The 19536-nt window shown below is 64.9% G+C and carries 21 protein-coding genes; 4 read left to right on the forward strand and 17 right to left on the reverse strand.

Annotated features, from left to right (window positions below):
- Nucleotides 1-54 precede the first annotated feature (54 nt).
- The 6 genes from atpA to ACCQ00_RS17765 form a co-directional block, all read right to left on the reverse strand.
- On the reverse strand, nt 55-1602 hold the full coding sequence (gene atpA / locus ACCQ00_RS17740; protein WP_017159730.1) for a F0F1 ATP synthase subunit alpha: 1548 nt from the start codon (nt 1600-1602) through the stop codon (nt 55-57).
- A gap of 47 nt (nt 1603-1649) precedes the next feature.
- The gene (locus ACCQ00_RS17745; RefSeq protein ID WP_039570954.1) at nt 1650-2177 is read right to left on the reverse strand and encodes a F0F1 ATP synthase subunit delta; all 528 of its coding nucleotides are present in this window, start codon (nt 2175-2177) and stop codon (nt 1650-1652) included.
- Nucleotides 2178-2180: 3 nt separating this feature from the next.
- Entirely contained in the window at nt 2181-2651 is a 471-nt protein-coding gene (locus tag ACCQ00_RS17750; protein ID WP_039570952.1) for a F0F1 ATP synthase subunit B, read from the reverse strand.
- 113 nt (nt 2652-2764) lie between these two features.
- Complete coding sequence (gene atpE, locus ACCQ00_RS17755; protein ID WP_002814105.1) at nt 2765-3067, reverse strand: F0F1 ATP synthase subunit C; 303 nt, start codon at nt 3065-3067, stop codon at nt 2765-2767.
- 72 nt (nt 3068-3139) lie between these two features.
- Nucleotides 3140-3940: a F0F1 ATP synthase subunit A gene (gene atpB / locus ACCQ00_RS17760; RefSeq protein ID WP_005914709.1), complete on the reverse strand. Its 801-nt coding sequence runs from the start codon at nt 3938-3940 to the stop codon at nt 3140-3142.
- A gap of 26 nt (nt 3941-3966) precedes the next feature.
- On the reverse strand, nt 3967-4332 hold the full coding sequence (locus ACCQ00_RS17765) for a hypothetical protein (protein ID WP_005920882.1): 366 nt from the start codon (nt 4330-4332) through the stop codon (nt 3967-3969).
- A gap of 521 nt (nt 4333-4853) precedes the next feature.
- On the opposite strand from ACCQ00_RS17765, the gene ACCQ00_RS17770 reads away from it, so the two are divergent.
- A complete protein-coding gene (locus ACCQ00_RS17770) occupies nt 4854-5666 on the forward strand; it encodes a hypothetical protein (RefSeq protein WP_039570951.1) in 813 nt (270 codons plus the stop codon).
- 138 nt (nt 5667-5804) lie between these two features.
- On the opposite strand, the gene ACCQ00_RS17775 is transcribed toward ACCQ00_RS17770, so the two are convergent.
- The 6 genes from ACCQ00_RS17775 to ACCQ00_RS17800 all read right to left on the reverse strand — a co-directional run bounded on the left by ACCQ00_RS17775 (nt 5805) and on the right by ACCQ00_RS17800 (nt 12089).
- Nucleotides 5805-6092 (reverse strand): hypothetical protein, encoded by a 288-nt coding sequence (locus tag ACCQ00_RS17775; protein ID WP_017155243.1) that lies wholly within the window; start codon nt 6090-6092, stop codon nt 5805-5807.
- 58 nt (nt 6093-6150) lie between these two features.
- Nucleotides 6151-7974, reverse strand: a complete 1824-nt coding sequence (gene lpdA, locus ACCQ00_RS17780) for a dihydrolipoyl dehydrogenase (RefSeq protein WP_039570949.1) — start codon at nt 7972-7974, stop codon at nt 6151-6153.
- 16 nt (nt 7975-7990) lie between these two features.
- Nucleotides 7991-8638 carry a hypothetical protein gene (locus ACCQ00_RS17785; protein ID WP_039570947.1) on the reverse strand — a complete coding sequence of 216 codons (648 nt, stop codon included), beginning with the start codon at nt 8636-8638 and terminating at the stop codon, nt 7991-7993.
- The gene (locus ACCQ00_RS17790; protein ID WP_039570944.1) at nt 8635-10413 is read right to left on the reverse strand and encodes a dihydrolipoyllysine-residue acetyltransferase; all 1779 of its coding nucleotides are present in this window, start codon (nt 10411-10413) and stop codon (nt 8635-8637) included. Before ACCQ00_RS17790 ends, ACCQ00_RS17785 begins: the two co-directional genes overlap by 4 nt.
- Nucleotides 10414-10542: 129 nt before the next feature.
- The gene (locus ACCQ00_RS17795; protein ID WP_039570941.1) at nt 10543-11307 is read right to left on the reverse strand and encodes a DUF2884 family protein; all 765 of its coding nucleotides are present in this window, start codon (nt 11305-11307) and stop codon (nt 10543-10545) included.
- A gap of 221 nt (nt 11308-11528) precedes the next feature.
- Nucleotides 11529-12089 carry a DNA-deoxyinosine glycosylase gene (locus ACCQ00_RS17800; protein WP_022560026.1) on the reverse strand — a complete coding sequence of 187 codons (561 nt, stop codon included), beginning with the start codon at nt 12087-12089 and terminating at the stop codon, nt 11529-11531.
- Nucleotides 12090-12229: 140 nt separating this feature from the next.
- On the opposite strand from ACCQ00_RS17800, the gene ACCQ00_RS17805 reads away from it, so the two are divergent.
- The gene (locus ACCQ00_RS17805; protein ID WP_022560027.1) at nt 12230-12916 is read left to right on the forward strand and encodes an OmpW/AlkL family protein; all 687 of its coding nucleotides are present in this window, start codon (nt 12230-12232) and stop codon (nt 12914-12916) included.
- A 275-nt stretch (nt 12917-13191) separates the two neighbouring features.
- On the opposite strand, the gene ACCQ00_RS17810 is transcribed toward ACCQ00_RS17805, so the two are convergent.
- Nucleotides 13192-13749, reverse strand: a complete 558-nt coding sequence (locus ACCQ00_RS17810; protein ID WP_022560028.1) for a CcdC protein domain-containing protein — start codon at nt 13747-13749, stop codon at nt 13192-13194.
- A gap of 587 nt (nt 13750-14336) precedes the next feature.
- Between ACCQ00_RS17810 and xopAK the strand changes: the two genes are divergently transcribed.
- On the forward strand, nt 14337-14990 hold the full coding sequence (gene xopAK, locus ACCQ00_RS17815; RefSeq protein ID WP_306316043.1) for a XopAK family type III secretion system effector: 654 nt from the start codon (nt 14337-14339) through the stop codon (nt 14988-14990).
- A 31-nt stretch (nt 14991-15021) separates the two neighbouring features.
- Here xopAK and ACCQ00_RS17820 read toward each other — a convergent pair whose 3' ends face one another.
- From ACCQ00_RS17820 to ACCQ00_RS17835, 4 genes are all read right to left on the reverse strand, one after another.
- Nucleotides 15022-15825 carry a MetQ/NlpA family ABC transporter substrate-binding protein gene (locus ACCQ00_RS17820; protein ID WP_022560030.1) on the reverse strand — a complete coding sequence of 268 codons (804 nt, stop codon included), beginning with the start codon at nt 15823-15825 and terminating at the stop codon, nt 15022-15024.
- A 150-nt stretch (nt 15826-15975) separates the two neighbouring features.
- A complete protein-coding gene (locus ACCQ00_RS17825; RefSeq protein ID WP_003489185.1) occupies nt 15976-16671 on the reverse strand; it encodes a methionine ABC transporter permease in 696 nt (231 codons plus the stop codon).
- Nucleotides 16668-17675, reverse strand: coding sequence for a methionine ABC transporter ATP-binding protein (locus ACCQ00_RS17830; RefSeq protein ID WP_022560031.1), 1008 nt, complete (start codon nt 17673-17675; stop codon nt 16668-16670). Before ACCQ00_RS17830 ends, ACCQ00_RS17825 begins: the two co-directional genes overlap by 4 nt.
- Nucleotides 17676-17905: 230 nt before the next feature.
- The gene (locus ACCQ00_RS17835; protein WP_022560032.1) at nt 17906-18802 is read right to left on the reverse strand and encodes a DMT family transporter; all 897 of its coding nucleotides are present in this window, start codon (nt 18800-18802) and stop codon (nt 17906-17908) included.
- A gap of 107 nt (nt 18803-18909) precedes the next feature.
- Between ACCQ00_RS17835 and ACCQ00_RS17840 the strand changes: the two genes are divergently transcribed.
- Nucleotides 18910-19395 (forward strand): YajQ family cyclic di-GMP-binding protein, encoded by a 486-nt coding sequence (locus ACCQ00_RS17840; protein ID WP_022560033.1) that lies wholly within the window; start codon nt 18910-18912, stop codon nt 19393-19395.
- Nucleotides 19396-19536: the final 141 nt, after the last annotated feature.

Genomic DNA, 19536 nt, shown 5'->3' on the forward strand with positions numbered 1-19536 from the left:
CCCGAACCACCGCTTCTGCAAATCCCGAATGCCCAATCCCAAATCCCGGCGCCTTTACCAGGTGCCCGTGGTCTTGAACTCTTCGATGCCCTTCTTGAAGCTGGCTTCGATGTCGTTGTCCCAACCGCCGGTGCTGTTGATCTTGGAGACCAGCTCGCCCTGGGTGTTGGCGAAGTGCGCGTGCAGGCCTTCTTCGAACGCCAGCAGCTTGTTGACCGGCACGTCGTCCAGGTAGCCCTCGTTGACGGCGTAGATCGACAGCGCCTGGTTGGCGATGGACATCGGCGCGTACTGCTTCTGCTTCATCAGCTCGGTGACGCGCTGACCGCGCTCGAGCTGCTTGCGGGTGGCTTCGTCCAGGTCCGAGGCGAACTGCGCAAACGCCGCCAGCTCGCGGTACTGGGCCAGCGAGATACGGATGCCGCCGGACAGCTTCTTGATGATCTTGGTCTGGGCGGCGCCACCGACGCGCGACACCGAGATACCGGCGTTCACGGCAGGACGGATACCGGCGTTGAACAGGTCGGTTTCCAGGAAGATCTGGCCGTCGGTGATCGAGATCACGTTGGTCGGCACGAACGCAGACACGTCGCCGGCCTGCGTTTCGATGATCGGCAGCGCGGTCAGCGAACCGGTCTTGCCGGTCACCGCACCATTGGTGAACTTCTCCACGTACTCCTCGGACACGCGCGCGGCGCGCTCCAGCAGGCGGGAGTGCAGGTAGAACACGTCGCCCGGGTAGGCTTCGCGGCCCGGCGGGCGCTTGAGCAGCAGCGAGATCTGGCGGTAGGCCACGGCCTGCTTGGACAGATCGTCGTACACGATCAGCGCGTCTTCGCCGCGGTCCATGAAGTACTCGCCCATCGTGCAGCCGGCGTAGGGGCTGATGTACTGCATCGCCGCCGATTCGGACGCGGTCGCAGCCACCACCACGGTGTGCGCCAGCGCGCCGTTTTCTTCCAGCTTGCGCACGATGTTGGCAACGGTCGAGGCCTTCTGGCCGATCGCCACGTACACGCACTTGATGCCGGTGCCCTTCTGGTTGATCACCGCGTCGATCGCCAGCGCGGTCTTGCCGGTCTGACGGTCGCCGATGACCAGCTCACGCTGGCCACGGCCGATCGGGATCATCGCATCGACCGACTTGTAGCCGGTCTGCACCGGCTGGTCGACCGACTTACGCCAGATCACGCCGGGCGCAACGCGCTCCACCGGCGCGGTCTGGGTCGCACCCAGCGGGCCCTTGCCGTCGATCGGCTCGCCCAGTGCGTTGACCACGCGACCCAGCAGTTCCGGGCCGACCGGCACTTCCAGGATGCGGCCGGTGGTCTTGGCCACGTCGCCTTCGCGCAGGCTCTCGTAATCGCCCAACACCACGGCGCCGACCGAATCGCGCTCCAGGTTCAGTGCCAGCGCGAAGGTGTTGTTCGGCAGTTCGATCATTTCGCCCTGCATCACGTCGGCCAGGCCGAAGATGCGCACGATGCCGTCGGACACGCTGGTCACGGAGCCTTCGTTGCGCGACTCTGCGGACAGCTTGACCGCCTCGATGCGGGTCTTGATCAGGTCGCTGATTTCGGAGGGGTTGAGCGTGGTTGCCATCGTTCAGTCCTAGGTGCCGGCCGCAAGGGCCGTGCGTTTATGTGAATTCAGTGGGCGAGCGAGCTTTGCAGACGCGCAAGCTTGCCTTTCAGCGAGCCGTCGATGACCACGTCGCCGGTGTCGATCACCGCGCCGCCGATCAGCGACGCATCGACTGCGGTGGTGATGTCCACGTCGCGGCCGAAGCGCTTCTTCAGCGCAGCTGCGATCGTGTCGAGTTCGGTCTGGCTCATTGCCGCGGCCGAGGTCACCGTCGCCTTGACGACATGTTCGGCCTGGGCACGCAGTTGTTCGTACAAGCCTGCCACTTCCGGCAGCAGCGACAGCCGCTGCGCATCGGCAAGCACGCCGAGGAAACGCAGGTAGTCCTCGCCCGCCTGCGGCGGGGCCAGCAGCGTCACTGCCTGTTCCTGGCCCAGGGCCGGGTTGAGCAGCAATGCGGCCACGCGCGGGTCGCCGGCCACCTGCGCCGAAAACGCCAGCGCATCGGACCAGGGCGCGAAGTTGCCGCCCTCACGCGCGATTGCAAACGCGGCACGGCCGTAGGGACGGGCAAGGGTGAGGGCCTGACTCATCGCTTAAATCTCCGCCGCCAGCTCGTCGAGCAGCGCCTTGTGGGCGTTGGCATCGATTTCGCGCTTGAGCAGCTTTTCTGCACCGCTGACGGCCAGTACCGAGACCTGCTTGCGCAGCTCCTCGCGGGCACGCGTGGCGGATGCGTCGATTTCGGCCTGCGCCAGATCCTTCTGACGGTTGGCTTCGGCAATTGCCTCCAGCTTGGCCGCTTCGATGATCTGGTTGGCGCGCGCATGGGCCTGATCGATGATCTCGTTGGCCTTGGTGCGTGCGTCCTTCAGTGCTTCGTTGACCTTTTCCTGCGCCTGCGCCAGATCCTTCTGACTACGGTCGGCCGCAGCCAGACCTTCAGCGATCTTTTGCTGACGCTCTTCGATCGCCTGCAGCAGCGGCGGCCAGATTTTGGTCGCGACGATCCAGATCAGACCGGCGAAGGCCAGCGCCTGGGCAAAGATGGTAAGGGTGATATCCATGGGTCGCTCAATCGCTGTTTAGGGGTGAAAGCGCCACCGCACGGCGGCGCTTTCCGACCTTCATCCGCGGATGCAACCGCCAAGGGCTGCATCCACATCCTGCTACCGCTGGATCAGCCGGCAGCCTGCGACAGACGCTCGATGAACACCTGGGCCAGCGGATTGGCGAAGGCGAACAGCAGGCCGACAGCGACGCTGATGATGAACGCGGCGTCGATCAGGCCGGCGGTGATGAACATACGCACCTGCAGCACCGGGATCAGTTCCGGCTGGCGCGCAGCCGATTCCAGGAACTTGCCAGCCATGATGGCCAGACCGAGGCCGGCACCCAGCGCGGCCAGGCCGATCATGATGCCGACGGCGAGGACGGTGGAGCTCTGGACTTGAGCGAGGTTGGTCAGGACGGCGAGGTACATGGTGATCTCCGAACGAAAGTTTCTAAGGGTGATGGATGAAGCGGGATAAAGCAGATGAAGGGTGACGCAAACTCAGTGACTGTCTTCAGCCAGGCTCAGATACACGATCGACAGCATCATGAAAATGAAGGCCTGCAGCGGAATCACCAGCAGGTGGAACAGCATCCAGCCCAGGCCGAATGCGCCGCCAGCGACCATGCCGGCGATGCCTGCACCGCCCAGCACCCAGATCAGCAGGAAGACGATCTCGCCGCCGAACATGTTGCCGAACAGTCGCATCGCCAACGAAATCGGCTTGCTCAGCCATTCGACGATGTTCAAGAGCAGGTTGAACGGCATCATCCACTTGCCGAACGGCGCCGTCAGGAATTCCTTGGTCATGCCGCCCACGCCCTTGGAGCGCAGCGAGAACACGATCATCAGGAAGAACACGCTGATCGACATGCCCAAGGTGGCGTTGACGTCGGCGGTCGGCACCGGCTTCCAGGCGTGCACGCCGGCCCAGCCCAGCGGGATGGCGATGAAATCGGCCGGGATCATCTTGATGAGGTTCATCAACAGGATCCAGAAGAAGATGGTGATCGCGATCGGGGTCACCAGCTTGCTGCTGCCGTGGTAGGTGTCCTTGGCCTGGCGATCGACGAACTCCAGGCAGATCTCAACGAATGCCTGCCACTTGCCCGGGACGCCGGCTGTGGCATTGCGGGTCGCCGTCCAGAACGCCAGGACCATGACCAGACCCATCAACACCGCCATGATCAGGGTGTCGAGGTGGATGGTCCAAAACGTGCCGCCACCATCACGAACCGGAACGATCAGGTTCTGCAAGTGATGCTGGATATAGGAGGTAGGTGTTGCTGCCTCGCCCGCCATGTGTCCGGAGCCCTTTTAAGTTCGAATCAACGCCTGGCCAGAGCCAGAACCTGAAAAATCAGCCCGATGGCGATACCCGCCAGCAAAGCCAGAGGAGGCAGCCGCCACAGGCCGAAGCCCAGCGCCAGCGCCACGAAAACCAACACCCACTTCAGCACCATCGCCAGGATCAGCCGCACCATGGCGATGCCCGCTGCCTGGATACCGCCGCCTAGCGCGGTACGTGCCGCAACCCAACCGCCCAGCACCGTCGCAAATCCGGTCAATGCCAGACCGGCAGCGTAACGGGGACCGACCAACAGCAACCCCAGACTGGTTATAGCTACGGCGGCAAGCGGATATACCGCAGCGCGCAGCATCAACCGCCGACCCGCGTCAACGGAGTTCAGCACTACGGTTACCTTACGTGTGAATGAGTGGGAAGCGCAGTTGCGCCTCGTCGAGCCGCGAAAGTATAGCAATGGGACAAATTGCGAGACAACCGGCAGAGGTCATCGCTTGCTGCGATGCACCACACGGCGGCCACCGCAGCGGGTGGGAACTTTGCCACAAACCGGCGGTCATAACTTGCGAGGCCTGCACATCCTCGTCGAAAGGTACCGCCGCAGGCCGCGTCTAGGAGCCCTGGGAGACCGGGGCTCCTGCTTTTGTAAGCATTTTGTCGCACCCTGCGACCTTCCCATCGGCGGTCCAATCGAACGCTTGGTCTTACTGGCACTGGACGACGGTGGCAGTGACGTTGCACGCGCTCCGTGACTCGACCAAAGGACTGGCGAAGCGGACCGTTTTGTCCGATTGCTACGGCCGCCTTCACGCTGATTGGACGGCCCCTTCACTTTTGAAAGACGCGCGCTTATCGACTATGCGCTGCACAGGCCGAACCGCCTGACCATTCCAAGAATTCGGAGCTTCCATGAAACACCTCCTCGCACTGGCGATCCCGTGCGTCCTGGCCGTCGCCTATGTCGCGCCCGCACACGCCGAAGACACCGATGATCGCTTCCAGCTCCGCCTCGGCGCGATGAATGTCGACAACGACAACACCATCCGCGGCAACACGCTGCTGGCCGGCAACAATGCCTCGGTCAACGAAGACTTCAAGCTGGGCGGCAAGGAATGGGAGCCGCGCGTGGATGGCGTGTTCCGCATCAGCACCCGCCAGCGCCTGATCTTCGACTACTTCAAGTACGACAAAGATCGTCGCGAGACCCTGAGCCAGGACCTGAGCGCCGGTGGCGTGACCGTGCCGTCCGGCAGCTTCATCAAAGGCGAGCTGAAGTACCAGGTCGCCACTTTCGTCTACGACTACTCGGTGATCGATTCTCCGGAATTCAGCCTGGGCCTGCAGATCGGCGCCGAGTACGCCAAGGTCGAGGCCAATGCCTACGCCGATCTGGGTACGTTGTTCAGTGGCGATGTCCTGGATGAAAGCGAAGACGGCGTTGCGCCGGTCGTCGGCATCCGCTTCACCGCGCGTCCCAGCGAACATTGGCTGTTCAACGTGCAGGGCCAGTACCTCAACACCAGTTGGGGCGACTTCGGCGACTACGACGGCGACCTGAGCCGCGCCAACGCCATTGCCGAATACCGCTTCACCAAGAACTTCGGCATTTTCGCCGGCTACGACTGGTTCAAGCTGGACGTGGACCGCGAGGGCAGCGACGGCCTGGTCGGCCTGAAGCAGGAGTTCAAGGGCCCGGTGGCAGGCGTGACGCTCGCGTTCTGATTCTTTCCGGCCCCGGGAGCCGGGATCCGAAAAGCAGCTTCATGCAGAACCCCGCAGCGATGCGGGGTTCTGTCGTTTAACCGGTGCGTGGCAGGTAACCGACCCGGCAGCAGCCACCTGGCAGCTGGGTGCACACGCTCACGGCGGCTTGGTCGCACCGGCCACCAACAGATGCTGGTGCGTGGTGCAGTAGCACTCGTCATGCCAACCGTAGTGCGGATCGGTGCAGATGGCATGCTGCACCGTTGCCGGCAGCGACGCCACGTCGCTGCGCAAGTCGCGCTTCAACGAGACGAACACCGAGCCCGGATGTGGCCAGTCGGTCCGCTGCGGCGGCTCGGCGATGCGGTTGCCGCTGGCCAGTTCGCGCTGCAGCAGCGCCTGCAGTTCGGGACACAGATTGCCCTGCCCCACGGCGACCTCCATGCGTCGCGTCACTACCGCGGCGACCGTGCCACATGTAGCACGGTCGTGCGGAGCGGCATCACTTCTTCTTGGGGATGTACAGATCGGTGATGGTGCCGTCGTAGACCTCGGCGGCCATGCCGACCGACTCGCTCAGGGTCGGATGCGCGTGGATGGTGTGGCCGATGTCTTCGGCCTCGGCACCCATCTCGATCGCCAGGCCGATCTCGGCCAGCAGGTCGCCAGCATGCACGCCGACGATGGCACCACCGATCACGCGATGGGTCTCTTCGTCGAAGATCAGCTTGGTGAAGCCTTCGGTACGGCCGATGCCGATCGCGCGGCCGCTGGCGGCCCACGGGAACTTGGCAACGCCAACCTTCAGGCCCTTGGCCTTGGCTTCGGTTTCGGTGACGCCGACCCAGGCGATTTCCGGGTTGGTGTAGGCCACCGACGGGATCACCCGCGCCACCCATTCCTTCTTCTCGCCGGCAGCCACTTCGGCGGCCAGCTTGCCTTCGTGGGTGGCCTTGTGGGCCAGCATCGGGTTACCGACGATGTCGCCGATGGCGAAGATGTGCGGCACGTTGGTGCGCATCTGCCGGTCGACCGGAATGAAGCCGCGCTCGGTGATGGTGACGCCGGCCTTGTCCGCGCCGATCTTCTTGCCGTTGGGGCTGCGGCCCACGGCGACCAGCACGCGGTCGTACGCGGTGGCCTGCAGACCGGGCTTTTCGCCTTCGACAGCCGCCTCGAAGGACACCGTGATGCCGCTCTTGTCGGCCTTGACGTCGGTGGCCTTGGTCTTGAGATGAACCTCGACGCCCTGCTTTTTCAGGCGGTCGGCCAGCGGCTTGACCAGGTCCTTGTCGGCGCCCGGCATCAGCTGGTCCATGAACTCGACCACGGTGACCTTGCTGCCGAGCGCGCTGTACACGGTGGCCATTTCCAGGCCGATGATGCCGCCGCCGACCACCAGCAGGGTCTTGGGAATGTCGTGCAGCTCCAGCGCGTCGGTGGAGTCCATCACGCGCTTGTCGTCCCACGGGAAGTTGGGCAGCTTCACCGCCTGCGAGCCGGCGGCGATGATGCAGTGCTCGAAGCGCAGCAGCTGGGGCTTGCCGTCGTCGCCGACGATTTCCAGCTCGTTGGGCGAGACGAAGCTGGCCACGCCGGTCACGGTGCGCACCTTGCGCTGCTTGGCCATGCTGGCCAGGCCGCCGGTAAGCTTGCCGACCACTTTTTCCTTGTACTCGCGCAGCTTGTCCAGGGTGATCCTGGGCTGACCGAAGTCCACGCCGAAGTCGCCGGCATGGGCCACTTCATCGATCACCGCGGCGGCATGCAGCAGCGCCTTGGACGGGATGCAGCCGACGTTGAGGCAGACACCGCCCAGGCTGGCGTAGCGCTCGATCAGCACCGTGTCCAGGCCCAGATCGGCCGCGCGGAACGCTGCCGTGTAGCCGCCGGGGCCGGCGCCGAGCACCACCATCTTGCATTCGATGTCGGCCGGCTTGCCGCTGGCCAGTGCCGGCTTGGACGGCGCCGGTTCGGCCGGGGCGCGGTGCGACGGCGTCACTGGCGGCTTGCTGCCCGGGGCGGCGGTAGGCGCTGCAGCGGCCGGGGCGGCTTTGGTCTCGGCCTTGGCTGGCGCAGCGGCCTCGCCTTCGGTTTCGAGCAGCAGTACGAGCGCGCCTTCGGAGAGGGGGTCGCCGACCTTGACCTTGAGTTCCTTGACCACACCGGCGGCCGAGGACGGCACTTCCAGCGTGGCCTTGTCCGATTCCAGCGTGACCAGGCCCTGGTCCTTGGCCACGCTGTCGCCAACGGCGACCAGCACTTCGATGACGGGGACATCGCTGTAATCGCCGATGTCGGGAACCTTGATTTCAATGACCGCCATTTGCTTCTCCTGTAGCTCAACCGGCCGTGCCGGCAAGCGTCTGCTGGAGTTCATCCAGCGACGATTCGATTTGGGTCCAGCGCTTGTCGCGCTTCTTTTCCTTGCCTTCGCTGGCTTCGATCAGCAGCGCGGCCTGTTTCAGCAGCAACTCGCCGGCACCACAGCTGGGGCGAGCGCCGCTGTAGCGCACGCCATCGACCTGGAACGAGAGCACTTCGCCTTCGCTCACCGGCGCGGTGCGTCCGTTCGGCGCGAGCTGGGTCAGCGTATTGGTCCAGTTGCTGACCAGGCGCTTGGCAAGCGGCGCCGGTATCGGGATCTCGACCGTTTCCGGGGTCTGCTCGGTGCGGAACTGCACGCTGCCGCGGTCGGTCTGGCTGACCCAGCTGTAGACGCGCTCGTCGGCGCGGCTATGCCGCAGGGTCCAGTCGGCGCCCTCCTTGCCCGGCACCAGCGACACCGCGCTCTCCACGCCCCGCGTGGGCAGGGTCAGCAACGACAAGGCCGGCTTGGTGCCGCCATCCAGCAACGTGGTGACCGCAGTGCCGTAGTTGCCCACGGCCGGCGGCCAGCCGCGGCCGAGCGTGCTCTCGCATTCGCGTGCGGCCACGTTTGTCCATGGCAGCAGGCCGAGCGCGGCGATGGTCAGCAGCGCGGCCCTCACAGCAGGACGCGACGCATGTCGGCCAGCACCTGGCTGAGGTAGGTGGTGAAACGGGCCGCCAAGGCGCCGTCGATGACGCGGTGGTCGTAGCTCAGCGACAACGGCAGCATCAGCTTGGGCGCGAAGTCCTTGCCGTTCCAGACCGGCTGCATCGCCGATTTGGACACGCCCAGGATCGCCACTTCCGGCGCATTGATGATCGGCGTGAACGCGGTGCCGCCGATACCGCCGAGCGAGCTGATCGAGAAACAACCGCCGCTCATATCGGCCGGACCCAGCTTGCCGTCGCGGGCCTTCTTGGCCAGCTCGCCGCTTTCCTGCGCGATCTGCAGCACGCCCTTCTTGTCGACATCGCGGATCACCGGCACGACCAGGCCGTTGGGCGTATCGGCCGCAAACCCGATGTGGAAGTACTTCTTCAGGGTGAGGTTTTCGCCGGCCGCATCCAGCGAGGCGTTGAACTCAGGGAACTTCTTCAGTGCCGCGGCGCTGGCCTTGATCAGGAACGCGAGCATGGTCAGCTTGATGCCGGCCTTCTCGTTCTCCTTGTTGAGCGCCACACGCAGGGCTTCCAGGTCGGTGATGTCGGCCGACTCGAACTGGGTGACGTGCGGAATCATGGCCCAGTTGCGCGCCAGGTTGGCACCGGAAATCTTCTTGATGCGCGACAGCGGCTGGGTCTCGGTCTCGCCGAACTTGCTGAAGTCCACCTTCGGCCAGGCCAGCAGGTTCAGACCGTTGCCGCCACCGGCCGGCGCCGCGCCGGCTGCGGCGGGTACGCCACCGCTGAGTGCGGCCTTGACGAAGCGCTGCACGTCTTCACGGGTGATGCGGCCGCCCTTTTCGCTGCCCTTGAGCTGGTTCAGGTCCACGCCCAGTTCGCGTGCGAACACGCGCACCACCGGGCTGGCATACGGCACCTTGGACGGCAGCACGCTGTCCGCATCGAAGGTCACCGGCGGGCTGCTCGGGTTGCCGGCCGAGGGCTGTCCACCCTGCGCTGCCTGCGCACCTGCACCGGAACGCGCACCCTGCACCTGCGCGATTTCGCGCTGGGCCAGCTTGTCCGGCTCGGCCGGGACGGCAACCGGCTCGACCTTGCCCGCGGTTTCGGCGGTGTCGGTGGTGGGCTTGGCCGGCGACTGCGCCGCACCGGCGCCGCCGTCGGCGGCTGCAATGATCGCCACCACATTGCCCTGCGAGAGCGTGTCGCCGACCTTGACCTTGAGTTCCTTGACCACGCCGGCGGCCGAGGACGGGACTTCCATCGTGGCCTTGTCCGATTCCAGCGTGACCAGGCTCTGATCCTTGGCGACGGTATCGCCCACGGCCACCAGCACTTCGATCACCGGGATGTCGGTGTAATCGCCGATATCGGGCACACGCGCTTCGATCAGGCCGCCGCCGTCCGAGGAGGCCGCAGGCGCAGCAGATTCGGCCTTGGCAGCCGGTGCCGGGGCGGCGGCGGGCGCAGCCTTGGCCGGTGCGGCGGGCGCGGCGGCAGCGGCGGGCTTGGCGGCATCGGCGCCGGCATCAGCCACTTCGATCAACGCCACCAGCGCGCCCTGCGAGAGCGAATCGCCGACCTTGACCTTGATCTCCTTGACCACACCAGCCACCGACGAAGGCACTTCCATGGTGGCCTTGTCCGATTCCAGCGTGACCAGGCTCTGGTCCTTGCTGACCGTATCGCCGACGGACACCAGCACCTCGATTACCGGGACGTCGCTGTAGTCACCGATATCGGGGACAAGTGCTTCCTTGATTTCGGCCATACGGGGAACTCCGGCAACAGAATGGGGAAACCCCTATTGTGGCCGGCTGCGGGCCGCAGCGCCAACCATTGCCGTGCAAAAAATCGCGCGCCAGGCAGGATGCAGCGTCCGCATGCATGTGCACGCCGATCATTTTGCTGCGCGTCGATCGACCCGCAACAGTTGCAGTGGCTCGCCCGACGGCAAACGATACGCCAGCGCATTGTCCAGCCCATCGAGCGCTTCCAGGCGCTGGCACAACTGCTGCGCGCGCGGCCGCAATGCACGCGCCTGTGGCTCGACCAGGCGCTCGCCGCGCGCCTCCATGCAATCGAGCGAACGCAGCTGCACGTCATTTCCGGTGATTGCGGACTGCACCGCACCGGCCACCACATCGCCGATCAGCTGCGGCAGCAGCTCGGCGACCAGCGCGCCGATGTCGTCGTCGATATCGATCGGGGTCAGCTGGCTTTTGCTGAAACTCTGCTTCAAGCGCACATCGATCTTCTCGCGCACGTTTGCCAGCTGCGCGCGCGTGGCGTCCGGGCTGCGACTGAAGCCGGCGGCCACCTCACCCAATGCGGTGATTGCGATATCGGCCGCTTCGCGCCCGACTGCCTGCGCCAGTGGAACCACATCGCGGGTCTGGCGCTCGAACTGGATCAGGCGGGCGCGATCGTCTGCGCTCAATGCCACCCAGCGGTCGTCGACGAACAGAGCGCCCTGGCGCATCACCAGCCGCTGCGGCGTGCCTGATTCGCGGATCAGAATCAGGCTGCGTGCGTTGAGCGTGAGGTCGTAATCGCTGTTGACCTCGCAGTGCAGGTCCTGGTCCTTGGCGGCGGCCACCCCTGCGCCGCTCAACAGCCCGAACAGCGCAGTTGCTGCCATCGTGATTGCGTGTTTGATTGCCATCTGGCCACTCCGTTGTGGGCTGGCTGCAGCATGCCCGTACCTCTGGCACACAGGCCTGTGCCGGAGGCTGGCATGACTTCTGGCCACTGGCCGCCACGCGCGCAGCGCAGGTGTCGACAGCAGGCGGGCAGCATGCATCAACCATCAGTGCGCGGCACCGCGACAGCGGCGTGGTCCGCCGAGAGGCTCGCATTCCATACCGACCCCCCGTCTTACCTCGGCTAGCGCACCGCATCGCACAGGGGTTGCCAGGCTGCCGCCAGCCGCGGCAGCGACCAGGCGGCATTGGCCGGGCTGGTGGATGGCAACGCGACGACTGGCAGCGCGCACAGCTGCGCCGATAGCAGCGGCTGGACGTGCCGGCGCCAGGCCTGTGCTGCCGCAGTGCCATTGCAGGCCACCATGCGCAGCTGCGGCAGCGTAGCCAGCAACGCGGGCAGCGGATTGACCACGATGCTCGCCGCCACAATGGACGTATCCAGACTGCCGCGCCGCTCGCATTGGCCGATGACATCCCACAGGCCCACGCGATGGTCGAGCAATGCTTGCAAGCGCAGTGCATAGCTTGCGGCCGTATCAATGCCCAACAGGGCATGCATCAGCGGCCAGAAACGATTGCGTGGATGCGCGTAGTAACGCGCGGCTTCCAGTGATGCGACACCGGGCATCGAACCAAGCAGCAACACCCTGCAATCGCTGCGAATGTGCGCTGGCAAGCCTCGGCTGACGTGTTTTTCCGTCACGGCAATCGCATCTGCGTGAATGTCTTTTTCAGACTGCATGACGTAACGGCGGCCTTCTTGGGGCAATTCCTGAACAAACGAAATTTTAGCGGGCCCTAGGTGGGCGTGGATTCAGATTTTTAGGAATAGTTTTGGCGCGGCCCACTCCACGGGCCTAACAACAAGACGAGGAGACCCTCATGCGTTCCATTTCCATCCTGAGCCTGGCTGCTGTATCTGCACTTGCGATTGCACCGTCCGCGTTCGCGCAGGACACCACCTATACCGGCGACACCTCCTCGACTTCTTCCAGCACGCTGTCCACCGGCGGCGATACCGCCTCCGGCAAGCATTGGGCCGTGGTCGGTGGCGTGGCGCTGCTGAACCCCAAGAACAACCCGGCTCCGGGCCTTGACGTCGATGGCGGCCCGGCACCGACGCTGAGCGCCAGCTACTACATCAACGACAACTGGGCCGTCGAACTGTGGGGTGCAGCCGACAAGTTCAATCACCGTGTCAACGCCGATGGCGTGGGCAAGGTCGGTACCGTCGAGCAGCAGCCGATCGCCATCAGCGGTCAGTACCACTTCGGCGAAGCCGACAACGTGTTCCGTCCGTTCGTGGGCGTGGGCTACTACGAGTCGAACTTCAGCAACGAGAAGATCGACGCAGCGTCGACCACCGGCGATCACGTGGGCCTGAGCACCGCCAAGGGCGTCATCGGCACCGTTGGTGTGGACATGAACATCAACTCCACCTGGTTCGCACGTGCCGACGCCCGCTACATGCGTTCGCGTCCGGAACTGCGCGTGGGTGGCCAGGGCACCGGCAGCGAGCTGGAACTGGATCCGTGGACCGTTGGCTTCGGCATCGGTGCGCGCTTCTAAACACACCGCTGTCCGTCAGGGCTTTGGTTGAACAAAAACGGGCCGAAAGGCCCGTTTTTTGTGCGTAGTGCCAGATGCGGAAAGTGCGATCCGTTAAGACCGAACTCTGAGGTGCTGTGCCAGCCCTCCACGTGCGCATGCGCATAGTGACGTGCCCAGGTGTACCGGCTTTGCTTCAGCGCGTCTCATGCATCTGTGACTCCATGCACCTGCATGCGTCGATGCAGCGGTTTGCATGCGTCGAACACGATCACCTGGTGCACTCTCAAACGCACTCACCGCCAATACACGCTGCCGCGCAGACGGGCGCTGCGCCAGCGCCACCACAGCAAGGTGGCATAGGCGAGCGCGTAACCGAGCAAGACGCCGGCAGCGCCGAGCAGGCTGGCATGACTGAGCCACCCTTCGGTTGGCCAGGCGACACCCTGCCAGGCGCTACGCCAGCCCTGCACCAACCCGGCGATCACCCGCACCACGACCAACGCGGTCAAGGTCAACACCAGCCACAGGTTGGGCCGGTAAAACAGCCCTTGCGTGGTGCGTTCGAAGCGGGTCAGGCGCAGCGCCAACGCCCCGAGCGCCAACCCGCAGGCCCAGCCGAATGCGGCGTGGCTGATCGCGCCGGGCCAGAACGCCGCGGCGATCAAGCTGAAGATCGCAAACAGCACGCTGGAGATACCCGCCGACACCAGGTTGATCATCAGCAGCCAGCCACGCGCCTGACGACGTGAAGTCCCCATGCGAAACCGCTGCAGCAGCGACAACGGGAACACCACCACGAACACCGCCAGGGCAATGATGACGGCCAGCGGGATGGCGAGCAGCAAAGGCATTGAGTGAGTGCCAGAGAAAGATGGCCGATGACGCTACTACGCGGAGGTGCAGCGGCGCGTGTTCGGCCCATCGATTCCCATCTGCGGCGCAGCGCACGCGCTCGACTGGGGGGCGTGGCAGCTCGAGAAGCGCTGAAAGGATCGAGCGCATCCTGCCGAAAATCTGCAACGACCATACAGACATCGTTGCCACGTTAACGCAGAGCGGCGATCTGCACGCCGTTTAGCAAGGACGGAACCCCCGCCTGGCGAGCTGAAACTGGATGGGTGGGACTGTTGACCTCGGTACCGGCGCGCGCCTCCAAACGATCAAAATCCCATGCTCGAAAAAAGGTCCTGCGGATCGGTTTTCTTCGATGCAGAACACTTCGTTTTCCAGACCCATCGGTTCGGCAGCGGGCGCGCCTTCATGCAGGGACGATGCGAGGATCGATACGTGTATCGCCGACGGTCCTGATTCCATGAAGCCGGCTTCCATCAGACCCGACACATCCACCAGCACCGCCTACACTGCGGAGCCGCCGCCTTCGGCCGATCCAGCCGACGGGATTACGGCATGGCCTGCGCCCCATCCCGACTGCCAGGGGTTGTCACGCCAACGACCCAGAAAGCGTGTTGCCGACACCGCGGGCGATTGCGATGGCGCACGGGCCGGCAGCCATGCACGCCCATGTCGCAGCGACGCATTCGCCATCCCGGACGGCTTTACGCGGGAGCAGATCCAGCCATTTCACGATCTGGAACGACAATACGCCACGCTGTTCCAAACACCCCATGTCTGCGCAGTCCGGTCCGCAGGCGATATCCAAGCCAGCCGGACAATGGATGTGGAGATGGACGAATGTGCCCTCATCAATCTCGCGCACGATGGATTTGATTCGATCGGCACGCACGGCTTGTCTTCATGCGTCTGCATTTGTGCGAAAGGAAAGAATCCTCGCGGCCACGACATCCTGGGCCTGCTGCATTATTCCGGAATACAGGATGCGCTTTCCGAAATCCGGGACGATATGCAGGAAGAAGGCGTGCAAGAACCCGAAATATTCCTGGTAGGGGGCATGATCTCCAACCAAGACGAGCTGGGCAGCTTCGAAATAGAGAGAGATCTGCTGGCGCTGCAGCCCTCCTTCAATATCGTGGGCGCCAAGCTTCACCCCAGTATGAGCGATCGCAATGGCGAGGAAAATGCCATCAACCTGGTCATGACGGCCAATGGCATCTTCTACTACAAGTCGTGGTGAGGACGCCTCGATGCCAAGGCGCCGCCTGCGCTCAAAACGCCGGCAGCACCGCGCCCTTGTACTTCTGCTCGATGAAGGCTTTCACTTCCGGGCTGGTCAGTGCTTTGGCCAGTTTCTGCACGCGCGCATCGTCCTTGTTGTCGGCGCGGGCCACCAGGAAGTTGACGTACGGCGACTCCTTGCTTTCGATCGCCAGCGCATCGCGGGTGGGATTGAGCCCGGCGTCGAGCGCGTAGTTGGTGTTGATCAGCGCCAGATCGACCTGGTCCAGTACGCGCGGCAGCATGGCCGAATCGAGTTCACGGAATTTGAGGTGCTTGGGGTTCTCGACGATGTCGCGCTGGCTGGACAGCGCGTTGCTCGGGTCCTTGAGTTTGATCACCCCGGCCTTGTCGAGCAGGATCAACGCGCGGCTGTTGTTGCTCGGGTCGTTGGGGATCACCACGTCGGCACCGGTGGGCAGTTCGGACAGCGCCTTGAAGCGGCGCGAATAGGCACCGAACGGCTCGATATGCACGCCGACGACGGTGACCAGCTGGCTCTTGCGGTCGCGGTTGTACGCATCCAGATAGGGCTCGGTCTGGAAGTAGTTGACGTCGATCTGCTTCTGCACCACCTGGTCGTTGGGCTGCACGTAGTCGTTGAACACCCGCACATCGAGCTTGACGCCCTGCTTGGCCAGCAGCGGTTCGACCACCTCCAGGATTTCGGCATGCGGCACCGCCGTGGCGGCCACGGTCAGGGTGTCGCCGCCGCTGCTGCCAGTGCCGCCGCCACAGGAGGCCAACGCCAGTGTGGCGGCTGCCAGGAAGGAACGAAACGCGAATGTGCTCATGGAGAAATCCGTGGGAGGAGGAATGCGGACCTGCCGCAGGCACTCAACCTAGCAGAGCCTGCGTGCGACGGCGATGCATCGGCGCGGCGCGATGCGGGCGGCGCGATGCGGCTGTCGGGCGCCCGACCCGCCCAACGGCCGCGCACCGACTCAGCGCCGGCTGTAATGCGCCACCAGGCGGTCGCCCAGCATCTGCAGCACCTGCACCAGCACCAGCAAGGCGATGACCGTGATCAGTGCCACGTCCGAGTGCGAGCGCAGGTAGCCCTCGCGGTAGGCCACATCGCCCAGGCCGCCGGAACCGATCGCACCGCCCATCGCGGTGAAGCCGATCAGCGCGATGGTGGTCACGGTGGCGCCGGCGATCAGGCCGGGGCGCGCTTCGGGCAACAGCACCCGCAGCACCAGCTGTCGGGTGGTGGCGCCCATTGCCTGGCTGGCCTCGATGATGCCGCGGTCGACCTCGCGCAGCGCGGTTTCCACCAGGCGTGCGTAGAACGGCGCGGCGCCAACCACCAGCGGCAGGATTGCGCCGCGCACGCCGAGCGAGGTGCCCATCAGCATCAGCGTGAGCGGGATCATTGCGATCATCAAAATGATGAAGGGCACCGAGCGCAACAGGTTGATCAGCGCCGCGAGCGCGCCGTACAGCACCGGGCGGCGGCGCAACTGCGGCGCCCCGCACAGGAACAGCGCAACGCCCAGCGGCAGCCCGATCAGCAATGTCAGTGGCAACGCGCCGGCCAGCATCAGCAAGGTGTCGAGGGTGGCCTGGCCGATATCGCCCCACTTGGCGGCATCAAGATTGCGGAAGAAACCGCCGGCGGCGGCAACGATCGGGGTCATACGCGCAGATCCTCAACCTGCACGCCGGCGGCGACGAAACCGGCGCGTGCTGCGTTCTGGTCGCCGCCGGTCAGGGCGACGATGAGCTGGCCGTAGGGCGTGTCCTTGATGCGATCCACCCGCCCGGACAGGATGTTGTAGTCCACCCCGGTTTCGCGGGCGATACGGCCCAGGACAGGTTCGTAGGTGCCGTTGCCCAGGAAGGTCAGCCGCACGATGCGCCCGCCGACTGCGGCGAAATCGCGATGCAGCTCCGCTTCGTCCACATGCTCGGCTTCGGACACGAAGCGCCGGGTAGTGACGTGTTTGGGATGCAGGAACACCTCGGTGACCGGGCCGGTTTCCACCAGCTTGCCGGCGTCCAGCACCGCGACGCGGTCGCAGACACGGCGGATCACATCCATCTCATGGGTGATCAGCACGATGGTCAGGCCCAGCTCGCGGTTGATCTGCGCCAGCAGCTGCAGCACCGAGGCGGTGGTCTGCGGGTCCAGCGCGCTGGTGGCCTCGTCGCACAGCAGGATCTGCGGCCGGGTGGCCAGCGCACGCGCAATGCCCACCCGCTGCTTCTGCCCGCCCGAGAGTTGCGCCGGATACTTGTTGGCGTGCTCCTGCAGCCCGACCCGGGCCAGCAGTTCGGCCACGCGCGCATCGATCTCGGCACGCGGTGTGCCGGCCAGTTCCAGCGGGAAGGCGACATTGCCGGCCACGGTGCGCGAGGACAGTAGGTTGAAGTGCTGGAAAATCATGCCGATGCGGCGACGCAAGGCGCGCAGGCCCTGGCTGTCCAGCGCGGTGACGTCCTCCTCGCCGATCAGCAGGCGGCCGCCGCTGGGCTCTTCCAGCCGGTTGATCAGCCGGATCAGGGTGGATTTCCCCGCGCCGGAATTGCCGATGATGCCGAATACTTCGCCGGGGCCGATCCGCAGATCGAGCGGATGCAGCGCCACGATCTGGCGACCGTCGACGGAATAGGACTTGTGCAGGCGCTGAAACTGGATCACCGCGCGTGGCCGATTGGGGGGTCGTGAAGCCTACCAGTCAATGTTTGGGGCCGTCATTCCATTCGGTTCTAACGGCTGGGAGTCGGGAGTCGGGATTGGGGATTCGCAAGGGCGGATGCCCTCTCTTTTGCGAATCCCGAGCGTCTGGTCTCCCGTCGCTAGCAAATGGTAGACCCGGAATTCGTCAGCGCGCGCCCTGCTTTGACGAATCCCCAATCCCGAATCCCCAATCACGGCCTATCCAGCGACGGCGGACGGTCAGCCTGCCGTATCCGCTCCCGGCGCAACAAATACAGCCCGCTGGCGATGATGATGCCGGCGCCGGTCCAGGTCCAGTTGTCGGGCAGGGTCTGCCACAGCAGCCAGTCCCAGCCGATCACCCAGACCAGGCCGGTGTATTCCAGCGGGGCGATCATCGAGGCCTCGCCGCGCATGAAGGCCTGGGTCAGCGCAACCTGGCCCAGCGCGCCGGCCAGGCCCATGCCGGCGATCAGCCCGGCGTGCCCGGCCTGTAGCGGCACCCAGTCGGGGATCGCCAGCAACCCGGCGCCGATGGCCATGAACAGCAAGAACCACACCACCATTGCCTGCGGGGTGTCGGTGCGGGTCAGCAGGCTCACGGTGACCGCCGCGACGGCATAGGCAGTGGCGGCCAGCAACACCATCAGCCCGTGCAGCGAGATCAGCCCGTCCACGCCCGGGCGCAGCACCACGATCACCCCGACCAGGCCAATGCCAATGGCGGTCCAGCGGCGCGGGCCGACATGCTCGCCCAGCAGCGGCACCGACAGCGCGGCCACCAGCAGCGGCGCCACGAAATACAACGTGTAGGCGGTGGACAAGGGCATCCGTTTGATGCCAAAGACGAAGCAGCCGATCATCGCCATGCCCAGCACCCCGCGCAGCAGATGCAGGCCCCAGCGTACCGGCACGATCGCGCGCGGCCCGGCAGTGGCGAACACCCACACCAGCACGAACGGCAACGAGGCGGCCCCGCGCAACAGGGTGACCTGCAGCGGCGGGTAATGCGCCGAGAGCAGCTTCATTCCCGCATCCATCAGCGAGAAACAGGCCACGGCGGCCACCATCCAGGCGATGGCGGGAAGCGGGGAGCGGGTGGTGGGCATGCGCGCATTATCGCCGCGGCACTGGCACGCCCGCCAAGGCCCGCATGACGGCCGGCGCGGCACGATGGCCTAGAATGGCGGCTGTTTTTCAATTGCAGGAGCTTTGCATGCCTTCCTTCGACGTTGTGTCCGAAGTAGACAAGCACGAACTGACCAATGCGGTGGATCAGGCCAACCGCGAACTGGACACACGTTTCGACTTCAAAGGTGTCGTGGCCAGGTTCGAGCTGGAAGACGGCAAGGTGATCAACCAGTCCGCGCCCAGCGATTTCCAGATCAAGCAGATGACCGACATCCTGCGCGCTCGGCTGCTGGCGCGCGGCATCGACATCCGCTGCCTGGAATTTGGCGATGTGGAAACCAATCTGGCCGGCGCGCGGCAGAAAGTGACCGTCAAGCAAGGCATCGAGCAGAAGCAGGCCAAGCAGCTGGTGGCCAGGTTGAAGGAAGCCAAGCTCAAGGTCGAAGCGCAGATCAATGGCGACAAGCTGCGCGTCACCGGGAAGAAGCGCGACGATCTGCAGGACGCGATCGCGCTGCTGAAAAAGGCCGACTTCGAACTGCCGTTGCAGTTCGACAACTTCCGCGATTGAGTGCGGCTGGGTGATCGCAACGATCGGGACGGCACTGCCGGTGCGTGCAGTGCCGCCGGGTGAGCCGGACTGGCGCCTGCGGCCTGCGCGGCGCACGCCGGGCGGTTGCGCCCGTTACCTGGCCGCACTGGCCTAGCCTGC

This window comes from Xanthomonas sp. NCPPB 3761 (assembly GCF_041475705.2).
Lineage (GTDB): Bacteria > Pseudomonadota > Gammaproteobacteria > Xanthomonadales > Xanthomonadaceae > Xanthomonas > Xanthomonas phaseoli.

Excerpts from the sequence above, each read along its gene's own strand:
- atpA (WP_017159730.1), bottom strand. The coding sequence starts at position 1,602 with ATGGCAACCACGCTCAACCCCTCCGAAATCAGCGACCTGATCAAGACC.
- ACCQ00_RS17745 (WP_039570954.1), bottom strand. The coding sequence starts at position 2,177 with ATGAGTCAGGCCCTCACCCTTGCCCGTCCCTACGGCCGTGCCGCGTTT.
- ACCQ00_RS17750 (WP_039570952.1), bottom strand. The coding sequence starts at position 2,651 with ATGGATATCACCCTTACCATCTTTGCCCAGGCGCTGGCCTTCGCCGGT.
- atpE (WP_002814105.1), bottom strand. The coding sequence starts at position 3,067 with ATGTACCTCGCCGTCCTGACCAACCTCGCTCAAGTCCAGAGCTCCACC.
- atpB (WP_005914709.1), bottom strand. The coding sequence starts at position 3,940 with ATGGCGGGCGAGGCAGCAACACCTACCTCCTATATCCAGCATCACTTG.
- ACCQ00_RS17770 (WP_039570951.1), top strand. The coding sequence starts at position 4,854 with ATGAAACACCTCCTCGCACTGGCGATCCCGTGCGTCCTGGCCGTCGCC.
- ACCQ00_RS17775 (WP_017155243.1), bottom strand. The coding sequence starts at position 6,092 with ATGGAGGTCGCCGTGGGGCAGGGCAATCTGTGTCCCGAACTGCAGGCG.
- lpdA (WP_039570949.1), bottom strand. The coding sequence starts at position 7,974 with ATGGCGGTCATTGAAATCAAGGTTCCCGACATCGGCGATTACAGCGAT.
- ACCQ00_RS17790 (WP_039570944.1), bottom strand. The coding sequence starts at position 10,413 with ATGGCCGAAATCAAGGAAGCACTTGTCCCCGATATCGGTGACTACAGC.
- ACCQ00_RS17795 (WP_039570941.1), bottom strand. The coding sequence starts at position 11,307 with ATGGCAATCAAACACGCAATCACGATGGCAGCAACTGCGCTGTTCGGG.
- ACCQ00_RS17800 (WP_022560026.1), bottom strand. The coding sequence starts at position 12,089 with ATGCAGTCTGAAAAAGACATTCACGCAGATGCGATTGCCGTGACGGAA.
- ACCQ00_RS17805 (WP_022560027.1), top strand. The coding sequence starts at position 12,230 with ATGCGTTCCATTTCCATCCTGAGCCTGGCTGCTGTATCTGCACTTGCG.
- ACCQ00_RS17810 (WP_022560028.1), bottom strand. The coding sequence starts at position 13,749 with ATGCCTTTGCTGCTCGCCATCCCGCTGGCCGTCATCATTGCCCTGGCG.
- ACCQ00_RS17820 (WP_022560030.1), bottom strand. The coding sequence starts at position 15,825 with ATGAGCACATTCGCGTTTCGTTCCTTCCTGGCAGCCGCCACACTGGCG.
- ACCQ00_RS17825 (WP_003489185.1), bottom strand. The coding sequence starts at position 16,671 with ATGACCCCGATCGTTGCCGCCGCCGGCGGTTTCTTCCGCAATCTTGAT.
- ACCQ00_RS17835 (WP_022560032.1), bottom strand. The coding sequence starts at position 18,802 with ATGCCCACCACCCGCTCCCCGCTTCCCGCCATCGCCTGGATGGTGGCC.
- ACCQ00_RS17840 (WP_022560033.1), top strand. The coding sequence starts at position 18,910 with ATGCCTTCCTTCGACGTTGTGTCCGAAGTAGACAAGCACGAACTGACC.